This window comes from Methylobacterium sp. A52T, assembly GCF_053346095.1.
Map to the genome: position 1 here is coordinate 1 of NZ_JBKFBI010000171.1, position 11175 is coordinate 11175.

The 11175-nt window shown below is 74.0% G+C and carries 11 protein-coding genes; 3 read left to right on the forward strand and 8 right to left on the reverse strand.

The annotated features are described in order from the left end of the window. Positions 1-124: 124 nt before the first annotated feature. Positions 125-853: a transcriptional repressor LexA gene (gene lexA, locus ACLBYE_RS27080; RefSeq protein ID WP_447696535.1), complete on the reverse strand. Its 729-nt coding sequence runs from the start codon at positions 851-853 to the stop codon at positions 125-127. 249 nt (positions 854-1102) lie between these two features. On the opposite strand from lexA, the gene ACLBYE_RS27085 reads away from it, so the two are divergent. Then, positions 1103-1552 (forward strand): hypothetical protein, encoded by a 450-nt coding sequence (locus tag ACLBYE_RS27085; RefSeq protein WP_447696536.1) that lies wholly within the window; start codon positions 1103-1105, stop codon positions 1550-1552. Between the two features lie 18 nt (positions 1553-1570). Here ACLBYE_RS27085 and ACLBYE_RS27090 read toward each other — a convergent pair whose 3' ends face one another. Beyond that, on the reverse strand, positions 1571-1786 hold the full coding sequence (locus ACLBYE_RS27090) for a hypothetical protein (protein WP_020092272.1): 216 nt from the start codon (positions 1784-1786) through the stop codon (positions 1571-1573). A 340-nt stretch (positions 1787-2126) separates the two neighbouring features. Between ACLBYE_RS27090 and fae the strand changes: the two genes are divergently transcribed. Continuing rightward, complete coding sequence (gene fae / locus ACLBYE_RS27095) at positions 2127-2666, forward strand: formaldehyde-activating enzyme (RefSeq protein WP_020092273.1); 540 nt, start codon at positions 2127-2129, stop codon at positions 2664-2666. Here the strand turns inward: fae and ACLBYE_RS27100 are convergent, their stop codons facing one another. The 5 genes from ACLBYE_RS27100 to ACLBYE_RS27120 all read right to left on the reverse strand — a co-directional run bounded on the left by ACLBYE_RS27100 (position 2667) and on the right by ACLBYE_RS27120 (position 9727). Further along, on the reverse strand, positions 2667-3281 hold the full coding sequence (locus ACLBYE_RS27100) for a Uma2 family endonuclease (protein WP_447696537.1): 615 nt from the start codon (positions 3279-3281) through the stop codon (positions 2667-2669). Positions 3282-3347: 66 nt separating this feature from the next. Next, positions 3348-3812, reverse strand: a complete 465-nt coding sequence (locus tag ACLBYE_RS27105; protein ID WP_056532603.1) for a hypothetical protein — start codon at positions 3810-3812, stop codon at positions 3348-3350. Positions 3813-3856: 44 nt separating this feature from the next. Further along, entirely contained in the window at positions 3857-7141 is a 3285-nt protein-coding gene (locus ACLBYE_RS27110) for an error-prone DNA polymerase (RefSeq protein WP_447696538.1), read from the reverse strand. Next, complete coding sequence (locus ACLBYE_RS27115; protein ID WP_447696539.1) at positions 7138-9015, reverse strand: Y-family DNA polymerase; 1878 nt, start codon at positions 9013-9015, stop codon at positions 7138-7140. The genes ACLBYE_RS27110 and ACLBYE_RS27115 overlap by 4 nt, the downstream gene beginning before the upstream one ends. Further along, a complete protein-coding gene (locus ACLBYE_RS27120) occupies positions 8942-9727 on the reverse strand; it encodes an ImuA family protein (RefSeq protein ID WP_447696540.1) in 786 nt (261 codons plus the stop codon). The genes ACLBYE_RS27115 and ACLBYE_RS27120 overlap by 74 nt, the downstream gene beginning before the upstream one ends. Before the next feature lie 225 nt (positions 9728-9952). Between ACLBYE_RS27120 and ACLBYE_RS27125 the strand changes: the two genes are divergently transcribed. After that, positions 9953-10810: a collagen-like protein gene (locus tag ACLBYE_RS27125; protein ID WP_447696541.1), complete on the forward strand. Its 858-nt coding sequence runs from the start codon at positions 9953-9955 to the stop codon at positions 10808-10810. Between the two features lie 10 nt (positions 10811-10820). Here ACLBYE_RS27125 and ACLBYE_RS27130 read toward each other — a convergent pair. Next, positions 10821-11175: NAD(P)/FAD-dependent oxidoreductase (locus ACLBYE_RS27130; protein WP_447696542.1), on the reverse strand; the 355-nt coding region annotated here is incomplete at its 5' end.

Below are 11175 nucleotides of genomic sequence, written 5' to 3' on the forward strand. Positions count from 1 at the left end.
CGCCGCGGCCGCCGACCGCGGAGCCGGGCGACCGCGCCGCGGAGGAGGGGGTCGCCACGACGCCGGAGGCCGACGCCGCGCCGGGCGGAGACCTCGCCCCCGGCGACGCGCCGGCCGAGCCGCTTCAGTAGCGGCGGACGAGGCTGACGAGGCGGCCCTGGATCCGGACCCGGTCGGGCCCGAGCACGCGGGTCTCGTAGGCCGGGTTGGCGGCCTCGAGGGCGATCGACGAGCCGCGGCGACGCAGGCGCTTGAGCGTCGCCTCCTCGTCGTCGATCAGCGCCACGATGATGTCGCCGGTATTGGCCGTCTCCTGCTTGCGGATGACCACGAGGTCGCCGTCCAGGATGCCCGCCTCGACCATCGAGTCGCCGCGCACCTCGAGGGCGTAGTGCTCGCCGCCGGCCACGAAGTCCGGCGACAGGGTGATGGCGTGGCTCTGGTTCTGGATCGCCGAGACGGGCGTACCGGCCGCGATCCGGCCCATGACCGGGATCGAGATTGCGCGGCCGGACTCGTCGATCATCCGCGTGCTCGCCGGGGCCGGCGGCGACTTGGACTTGCCGCCCTCGACCACGCTCGGCGTGAAGCGGCGCGGCTCGGCGGGGGCCTGGGTCGCCGGGGCGGCCTGGGTCAGGCTCTCGGGGATGCGGATCACCTCGATGGCGCGCGCCCGATTCGGGAGGCGCCGGAGGAAGCCGCGCTCCTCAAGGGCCGTGATCAGCCGGTGGATGCCGGATTTCGACTTGAGATCGAGGGCATCCTTCATCTCGTCGAACGACGGCGGGACACCGCATTCCTGCATCCGGCTCTGGATGAATCGCAGGAGGTCCAGCTGCTTGCGCGTGAGCATCGACGGGGGACTCGCGGCTTGGCGGACCGCCACGTGACGGTCTCCGAAACAAATCACGAACAGGTTAAACGTTCCGCAAGTGTTCCGCAAGAGCGGCACCGCTCGGCCCGGCGCCCCGCCGCGCGCCCAAGGGAGAAGGTCGAGAAACGCATTGACGGCGCAAGCGGAGCCGTTTCAATGCATCGCGGCGCCCGACCGGGAAGGCGGCGGATCCGGGGCGCGGGCTGGGACCCTCTTGGAATGACGAGGATGCGACGACCCGCAGCTCTGCTGCCCCTCGGCCTCGCCGCCCTCGGCCTTGCCGGCTGCACCACCGGGTTCTCCTACATCTCGCGGAACTACGTGGCGCTCACCCCCCAGGTCGTCACGATCGGCTGCAAGGAGCCCTACGAGGTCTACGACAACCGGCAGCTGCGCCGGATGCTGATCGTGTCCAACGCCCTGCGCGAGTATACCGGCTGCAACCTGAGCGAGGTCCGGATCGATCCTGAACCGGGCGCCACCCGGGTGAACCGCTTCCGCACCGCCGCCCGGGCCTATCTCGACGAGACCGTGCGCGAGGATTGCCGGATCACCGGCGAGACCGTGTTCGATCCGCTGAAGACCGAGTTCGCCTACGCCTGCGACGCGCCGATCGAGAAGCGCGGCACCGTGGTCCCCCGCCTGCCGGGCCGCAATCCGGGCCTCGGCGTGCGCTGACCGGCCGGCGGCGCGCCCTCAGGCGCCCGGCTTCGGGAAGGTCCGCTCCGCGGCGTCGCCGGCGGCGGCCAGCAGGGCGCGGGCGAAGGCCCGGGCCTCCGTCCGGTCGAGCACGATCGCGGCGGTGACCGGTGCGCCGCCGAGGTCGGCGAGGGCGAGTTCCAGGCGCACCCCGTCGGGCACGGCGCTCGCCTGAAGGCTCCAGCCGGAGCCCCGGTCCGTGCTCTCCGCCATCGTGTTCCTCCCGCATGCCCGGGACGGCGCCGCGCGCCCACCGGAACGGCCAGGCCCGGGACCGTTCCCGGAGCCGCGCTCCGATCTTCCCTGCCTCGCCTGTCCGCGTTCCTCAAGGCCACAGGCCGCGCAGGAGCGGAGATGCGCGCCGTCGCGGATGCCGGCGGCCGCATCGCGGCGACCCGGGGTGACACCGGGCGGCACGGGGCTGCGCCCGCGCCGCGGCGCGGGCGAGGGCTGGGGCGGCCGGGATGGGGCCGGGATGGGACCACCTTCGGGGCGATTGACGCGCGGCCGCCGATGATGTCTCCCGCGGGCTCCGATCAGGTGGAGTTCGAACATGCAAGAGATCTGGTTCCGCACCGGCGAGGCCACGGTGCTGGCGGCCGAGGGCCAGTACACCGACGCCATGCCGGAGGTGCTGATCGGCTCGGTGCGCGGCCCGGTGGGTCAGGCCTTCGCGTCGATGATGGGGCAGGTCCAGGGCCACACGCGGATGTTCGTGGTGCGCGACCTCAACCAGCTCGTGCGCCCGGCCACGATGATGACCACCAAGGTCACGATCCACACGGCCGAGTATGCCGAGCTCCTCGGCGGCGTGGTCCAGGCCGCCACCGGCGACGCGATCGTGGACTGCATAATCGAGGGCATCCTGCCGAAGGACGGGCTCGACGAGCTGTGCATGATCATCATGATCTGGCTCGATCAGCGCTGCGCCGAGGACGACAACCTCGACCAGAAGGACCTCTACCGGACCAACTACGAGGCCACGAAGCTCGCCATCGCCCGCGCCCTCAAGGGCGAGCCGACGGTCGACGAGCTGATCGCCAACCGGAAGACCGTGAAGCACTACGCGCTCGACGGCGTGATCGAGTACTGATCAGGGCCGCACCGCGGGCGTGCGGGCGTAGAGATCGGCCACGGCGCAATCGATACCGAAGCCGGGGAGGACCAGACGGTCACCCCCGGACAGGCGGGTGCGTGTCCAGATCTCACCGCTGCGCGTCGAGAGGGCCAGCGCGCAGCTCTTCTGCTCGATCAGGAGCACGGCCTGACACAGCGGCAACGCCTCGTAACCCGCGCGCTTGACGTCGATCTTCCTCCGGTGCGTGCCGGGCAGCTTCCGGTGATCGCTCGGCGAGAGGATCTCAGCGGCGAGGTAACAGCCCTCGACCACACTCTGGTCGGGCTCGATGCTCGCCGCATCGATGACCGCGACATCCGGGACGTATGTATGTCCCGTGATGAACGGCCTGAGGTCGATAGCGGGATCGTGGATGGCGATCCACGATGAGCCGGACCGCTCCAGAGCCTCGTTCAGAAGGCGCAGGAGATTCACGACCACGACCTGATGGAAGAGGCTCGGCCGAGCCTGCATCACGATGTGGCCCTCGATGAGCTCCCACTTCTCCTCATCGGGGCGCGTCTCGATGAAGTCCCGGAATCCCCCATGGGGATCGGTCTCGTGGAGGGGCAGGGTCTCGAGAGTCGTCATGGGCAGCCAGGGCCGAGTCGACGGAGATCGAGGATTCCGCCGACGCTTCGCCCGGTCAAGAGCGCCTCAGCCCGGCGGGATGCGCCCCACCGAGCAGAGGGTCCGCATCGCGCTGCTGCCCGGGTCGGTGTAGCAGGACGCCGACCAGCCGTTCTGCTGGATGAACGACTTGCGCCGCTCCGCCAGCGCGGTCCGGTAGGCGGTGGCGATGATCGGCTCGACGGTCGCGGCCGGTTGGCCGACGAGGATCTCGGAGGCCACCGACAGGTCGCGGAAGAAGGTCGCCGAGGGGCTCGGCTCGGCGGAGGTCGCCTGCACGATCGGCTCGGCCCGGCAGGTGACGTCGAACTTGATCGGGCCGGCCACGCGGATGTCGATGCTGGGGCCGGCGCGCTTGCCGACCCGGCCGCCGATCGCGTCGGCGATCTGGCGGGTGAGGTCGTCGCAGCTGTCGGCCCGGGCGGCCTCCGCCAGGAGGGGCAGGGCCGCGCAGGCGGCGAGGAGGAGGCGCGGGACGGCGAAGCTCGACATCGCCGCACTCTACGCGCGGCGCGGGGCCTGTCGAGGGGCGCGCCTCAGTGGAAATCCCGGCTGCGATACACGCGCCGGTCCGGGGGCACGCCGAAATCCGTGTTCTCGGGCGGCAGCTTCATGCCGGCCTCGCGCAGGTCGCGCAGGGCGGCGGTGAGGTCGCGAAACCCCTCCGCCACGAGGTGGACCACCCCGTCCGCCCGCTGGATCCGGCCGCGCACGGCGAGGAACCGCGCCTGCATGGCGATCCGGCGGTTCGCCTCGAACACGGTCTTCCAGACGATCACGTTGGCGATACCGGTCTCGTCCTCCAGCGTCAGGAAGACCACGCCCTTGGCGGTGCCGGGCCGTTGGCGGATCAGCACGAGCCCCGCCACCGTGACCCGCGCCCCCTGGGGCAGCGCCGGATCGAGATGGGCCCGGGCCGGGATCGCGCCGATCCGGGCGAGCCGCCCCCGGAAGAACGCGACCGGGTGCCCCTGGAGCGACAGGCCGGTGGCGGCGTAATCCTCGGCCACGGCCTCGGACGGGGCCAGGGGCTGAAGGTCCACCGCCGGCTCGTGCCGGAACAGGCCGTCATCGGCGTGCCAGGCGAAGAGCGGCAGGGGTGCGTCGAGGAGATGGGCGCGGCGCTCGCTCGCATCGGCCTTGGCGGCCTTGCGGGATGACGTCCCCTCCAGGGTGCGGACCATCCACAGGGCGGCGCGCCGGTCGAGGCCGAGCGAGCGGAACGCGTCCGCCTCGGCCAGCCGCTCCAGGGCGTTGCGGGGCAGGGCGAGGGACGCCTGCAGCCCCTCGATGCTGGCGTAGCCGTTGGCGCGCAGCCGCACGAGCCGGCGCATCGCGGCCTCGGGCAGGCCGCGCACCGCACGCAGGCCGATCCGCACGGCGTGGAGCGCCGGATTCCCGGCCGGCTCCAGGGTGCAGTCCCAGTCGCTGGCGTTGACGCAGACGCCCCGCACCTCGACCCCGTGGGCGCGGGCGTCGCGCACCAGCTGGGCCGGCTGGTAGAAGCCCATGGGCTGGGCGTTGAGGATCGCGGCCAGGAAGACGTCGGGGTGCCGGCACTTCATCCAGGCCGAGGCGTAGACGAGGAGCGCGAAGCTCGCCGCGTGGCTCTCCGGGAAGCCGTAGGTCGAGAAGCCGCGGATCTGCGCGAAGCAGCGCTCGGCGAAGTCCTGCGGGTAACCCCGGCGGGTCATGCCGCCGACGAACTTCTCCGCGAAGCCGCCGATCGAGCCGACATGGCGGAAGGTCGCCATCGCCCGGCGCAGCCCGTCGGCCTCGGCCGGGGTGAAGCCCGCCGCCGTGATGGCGATCTGCATGGCGTGCTCTTGGAAGAGCGGCACCCCGTAGGTCTTCTGCAGGACTTCCTTCAGCTCGTCCGCCGGGCCGTGATCCGGGTGCGGCGCGGGGTACTCGACCGGGTCGATCCCGGAGCGCCGCCGCAGGTAGGGATGGACCATGTCGCCCTGGATCGGGCCGGGGCGCACGATCGCGACCTGCACCACGAGGTCGTAGAACTCCCTGGGCTTCAGGCGCGGCAGCATCGACATCTGGGCCCGGCTCTCGACCTGGAACACGCCCACGGAATCGGCCTTGGCCAGCATCGCGTAGGTCGCGGAATCGTCCTGCGGCAGGTCGGCCAGCGTCTCGTAGAAGGTGCCGTGATCCTTCTCCAAAAAATCGAGGCCGCGCTTGAGGCAGGTCAGCATCCCGAGCGCCAGCACGTCGACCTTCATCAGGCCGATCGCGTCGATGTCGTCCTTGTCCCACTCGATGAAGGTGCGGTCCGCCATGGCGCCGTTGCCCACCGGCACGGTCTCGTCGAGGCGGCCCCGGGTCAGCACGAAGCCGCCGACATGCTGCGACAGGTGGCGGGGGAAGCCGATCAGCTGGTGTGCGAGGTCGAGCGCCTGCCGGATCGCCGGGTTCTCCGGGTCGAGACCGGCCTCGCGCACGTGCTGGTCCGGCATGCCGGTGCCCCAGGAGCCCCAGACCGTGTCGGCGATCGCCGCGGTCACGTCCTCGGTCAGGCCCAGGACCTTGCCGACCTCGCGGATCGCCATGCGGGGCCGGTAGTGGATCACCGTGGCGCAGAGGGCGGCGCGCTCCCGGCCGTAGCGGGCGTAGAGGTGCTGGATCACCTCCTCGCGGCGCTCGTGCTCGAAATCGACGTCGATGTCGGGCGGCTCTCCGCGGTTCTCCGAGATGAACCGGGCGAAGAGCAGCCGGTGCTTCGACGGGTCCACCGCGGTGATGCCGAGGCAGAAGCACACGGCGGAATTGGCCGCCGAGCCGCGGCCCTGGCACAGGATGCCCCGGCCGCGGGCGAACTCGACCACGTCGAACAGGGTCAGGAAGTAGCGGGCGTATTTCATCTTGGCGATGAGCCGCAGTTCGTCGCGGAGCGTCGCCGCGACTGCGTCCGGAACCTCGCCGCCGTAGCGCCAGCGCGCCCGCTCCCAGGTCTTCTCCTCCAGGTATTCCTGCGGCGTGCGCCCGGGGGGCACGGGCTCGTCGGGATACTCGTAATGCAGCTGCGACAGGTTGAACTCGCAGGCCTGCGCGATCTCGACGGTGCGGGCGAGCGCCTCCGGGTGGTCGGCGAACAGCCGCGCCATCTCGGCGGCGGGCTTCAGGTGGCGCTCGGCATTGGCCTCCAGCCGGTAGCCGGCGTCCTCGATCCGGCAGCCTTGGCGGATGCAGGTGACCACGTCCTGCAGCGGGCGTCGCTCGGGATGGTGGTAGAGCGCGTCCGAGACCGCGACCATCGGGGCGCCGGAGGCCGCGCCCAGCTCGGCGAGCAGCCCGAGGCGCCGCCGCTCGTCGCCGCGGCGCGTGTGGCTCGCCCCGAGGAAGGTCCGGCCCGGGGCGGCGGCGGCCAGCGCCTCCAGCCGCGCCCGGAATCCCTCCGGCAGGCGCCGGGCCGGCGGCATCGCGATGAACATCTGCCCCTCGGCGGCCTCCACCATCTCGGCGAAGGAGAAGCGGCACGCGCTCTTGCGGACGCGCCGGTTGCCCAGGGTGAGCAGCCGGCACAGGCGCCCCCAGGCACCCCGGTCCATCGGGTAGGTGACGGCCTCGAACCCCTCCTCGGTGACGAGGCGCACCCCCGGCAGGATCCGGATCGGTGTGCCTTCCTGGTCGAGCGCCAGCGCCGCCGCGTGGGCCCGCACCACGCCGGCCACGGTGTTGCGGTCGGCGATGCCGATGGCCGCGAGGCCGTAGGACGCCGCCTGCACGACGAAGTCCTGCGGATGGGAGGCGCCGTGCAGGAAGGAGAAGTTCGTGGTGACGGCGAGTTCGGCGTAGGCGGGGCCGCTCACGCGAAGAGCCCGTGGACGTACCACGCGGCCGGTCGGTCGGGGGCGTGCGGGCCGTCGCGGTAGAGCCAGAGCCGGTGCCCGGCCTCGCACTCGATGCGGTAGTAGTCGCGATCCGCGCCGGGTGCGCGCCACCATTCGGCAGCGATCCGCTCCGGCCCCTCGGCATGGGCGACCCGGTGGATCCGGGCGCGCCAGCGGAAGCGCCGGGGCGGCCCCTCCGGCACGGTCGAGAGCACGTCGAGGGCGGCCTCGCCGCGGGGGAAGATCACCAGGGGACGGGGCGGGAGGTGGTCGGGCCAGGGAGACGCGCCGGTGCGCGCCTTCCCTTCCTCCTCTGTGCGGGAAGGCTCACCCATCTCGGCCGGGCGGCGACCTTGGTGAAGGAGCGCGACCGGCCCCCTCTCCCGTGCGGGAGAGGGTTGGGGTGAGGGACAGGAAGACACAGAACTGCGCACGCCATCAACGCACGGATCGGACGTGCCTTTTCCGGGCAGCTCTCGACCCTCACCCTGTCCCTCTCCCACACGGGAGAGGGGACCTGCGAGCGATCCTGACGCCGTCTTGCCGGCCCTGATGAAGGAATCCATCATCCCCGCAGCGGCAGAGGGGGGAAGGAGACGCACCCGTCGCCGACCGACGCCTTGATCGGCTGACGATCCGGGCCCCTCTCCGGCAACCCAGACCCGGCCCCGATCGGCCCGCTCCGGGAGGTGGCTCGCCCGCGGCTCGAGCCGCAGGAGCGCCCGCCCGAGGCGCTGCGCCAGGGCGTCGGCCAGGAACCCGACCCCGTCGCCCGGGGCCGCCGCGCCGAGATCCGTCTGGCGGGCCGGCATGGGGCCGGTCACCGTCACGGCGAGCGCCACCGTCTCGAAGCCGAAGCCGGCGTCGAGGGCGGGGCCCAGCCGGTCGAGGCGCAGGGCGACGAGGGCCGCGACCCGCTCAGGATCGCGCTCGGGCCGGGACAGGCCGAGATCGATCACCCGCAGGGCGCCGTCGACCCGGTGCAGGCCGAGGCGCAGGGCGCAGGCGCCGAGCCCGTCCCGCTCCAGCCGCGGCGCGGTCTCCGCCATCAGGTCCCGGGCGGTCCGGACGATGTCCGACTGCCGCCCGATCGGGTCGAGGAAGCCGCGGGCGGCGGCGTAGGCGGCCGCCTCCGTCAGGGGCGCCAGCGGCTCGGGCCGGCGGCCCAGGGCCTGGTCGAGCCGCAGCAGCAGCGCCGCGCCGAAGCGGCGGGCGAGGGGCCCCCGGGGCAGGGCGTCGAGTTCGCCGATCCGGCGCAGGCCGAGCCGCTTCAGGCCCGCGACCGTGCCGGGATCGAGGCGCAGGGCGTCCACCGGGAGGGCGCGCAGGGCCTGCGAGGCCCCGCCCGGCGGCACCACGACCGGATCGGGCCCACCCTGCCGCGCCAGCGCGAAGGCGGCGCCGGGCGTGTCGGCCAGCGCGATCCCCGCCGGTACGCGGCTCCGCGCGAGCCGGGCGGCCAGGTCCGCGACGAGGTTCGCCTCGCCGCCGCGCAGGTGGCTCGCGCCGGCGACGTCGACGTAGAGCCCGTCCGCCGCCTCGCCCGGCCCGAACGGCGCCACGTGGGGCGCGTAGCCGCTCGCCCAGCGGCAGAGCCGCAGCAGGGCGTCCCGGTCGGCCTCCGGGTCGGCCGGGTAGACCTGGAGCGGCACGCCGATCCGCGCCCGGACCCGGCCGAGGGGCTCGCCGACCCGGAGGCCGAGGGCGCGGGCCTCCGGGTCGAGGGCCACGAGCCGCAGCCCGCCGGACCCCTCGGCCGCCACCGCGAGGGGGCCGCGCTCAGGCGCGAGACCGGCCCGCCGCAGCCGCGTCACCGGCCAGTGGCTCAGGCAGATGCAGACGACGCGCGGCATGGTCCCACTCCAGAAGCCAGTCCCCGCCCCGCCCGTTGCGGCAGCGCTCGAGCCGCGCCCGCCAGCGCGGCCTGTCCAGGGTCCCGAACCGGTCCCGCGCCGCCGGCGCGGCGGAGATCCGCCAGCGCGTGGCAGCCCCGTTGGGGAGACCGGCCGGCGCCGGCCGCAGGATCAGCAGCAGCGGCGGGGCCGGCCCTTCCGCGGCGAGCTGCAGGCGCCGGCCCGGCTTCAGCGGCAGCCCGTCCCGCAGGAGGCCGATCAGGGCCGTGAGCGCCCGCGCGTGCAGGGCCGCCTCCAGGGCGCGGAACACCTCCGCGTCGCTGCCGGCTTCCAGCAGCAGCAGGCGGCCGGGGTCGAGGCCGAGGCCGGCGAGGCCGTGCCCGTAGGGCAGGGGCTGGCCGGGCGCGGCGGCGATCAGCGCTTCCCCCGGCTCCCGGGCGAGCTGGCGGGCGCAGAGCGCCAGGGCGAAGCCCAGGGCCGCGATCGCGTCCGCGGGCTCGGCCGGCGCGATCTCGTGGGGCGGCCCGAGGGCGAGGCCGCCGCCGGGCAGGTGCGCGTCGAGATCTGGAACGCCCAGAGGCAGGACCGGGGACGGATCCCGGCCGCGATCCGGCGGCGCGAGGCGCGCCCGCAGGACCGCCAGCCGGGCCCGGGGATCGCCCCGCGCGATCGCCGCCTCGGTCTCGTCGGCAGGGTCCAGCCCCATCTCCATCGGCTCCGGTCATGCTGGACGATAGGAACATAACAGGAACATGCACAAACGGTTTCCGCGCGGTCCCGGAATCGCGCGTGGCGGCAGCGGCTTGGCCTGTGGACGGCTGTGGACGCCTGTGGAATCGCTCGCCCCCGCGGGGTCCGAGGTCGCGGTTGACCGCAATCGCAGGGCGAGACCAATGTCCGGACGCCGCGCGCGTGACGCGGCCGAACCGGACCGCGCATGCGCTCAGCCCTCAGCTCAGCCCTCACCCTGACGCTCCTGCTCGCCCTGCCGGGCGCGGCGCTCGGCCAGCAGGCGGATCCGCCGGGTGCCGCCGCCCCGGATCCGGCCGCGTCAGCCCCCGCGACGGGGCGGGCGCGCCCGGCCCGCCCGCGGGTCCGCCACGCGCAGGCGCCGAGCCAGCCGATCATGGTCTACGACGCGCGGATCGAGGCCGGCGACCTGCGGATCTCGGGCTCCGTGCGCAAGCCCGGCGCGATCGTGGTGCTGGACGACGACATCTCGATCCAGGCCGACCGGCGCGGCCGGTTCACCTTCCGGCTGCCCTACCGGCCCTCGACCTGCGTGGTGACGCTGAAGGCGGAGCCGGACGAGCGCGAGGCGGTCGTGGCGAACTGCGCGCCCGAGGGTCCGCCCGGACCGCCCGGTCCCCAGGGTGCGGCGGGACCGCCCGGCGAGACAGGGGCCAAGGGCGAGACGGGAGCCAAGGGCGAGACCGGCCCCAAGGGGGATCAAGGTCCCAAGGGGGATCAGGGCCTCAAGGGCGATACGGGTCCCCAGGGCGAGCCCGGCCCGAAGGGGGAGCCCGGCGCCGCGGGCGCGGCCGGCCCGCAGGGCGCACCGGGCTCGCGGGGGCCGATCGGGCCGCAGGGCGGCCCGGGCCCGAAGGGCGAGGCCGCCAGCCTGCGGCCCGTGCGCAAGTCCGACTGCCCGGGAGGCTGCACGATCACCTGCGGGACCGGAGAGATGCTGGTCACGGCCCACTGCCTCAAGGGCGGCGCGCCGACCTACGACGGGGAGGGCGCCAGCTGCCCGGCGGAGGCGACCGGCATCGTCGGGTTCTGCACGCGGCCCTGAGACCGGCGGGTCAGCCGCCGGTCTCGCGCAGCCAGTCGAGCATCCCGGCGGCGGCCGACCGGCCGCCCGCGAAGGCGCCCTGGAGGAGGTAGCCGCCGGTCGGCGCCTCCCAATCGAGCATCTCGCCGGCCAGGAACAGGCCGGGATGGGCGCGCAGCATGGAGCGCCCGTCGAGGGCGTCGAGCCGGACGCCGCCCGCCGTCGAGATCGCCCGCTCGATCGGCGCGGAGGCGGTGAGGGTGATGGGCGCCGCCTTGATCAGCCCGGCGAGGGCCCCGGGCTCCGCCGGGAGGGCGGCGCCGGCCGCCTCGCGCAGCAGCCCCGCCGCCGCGGGCGCGAGGCCCGCGGCCTTGCGCAGCCGGGTC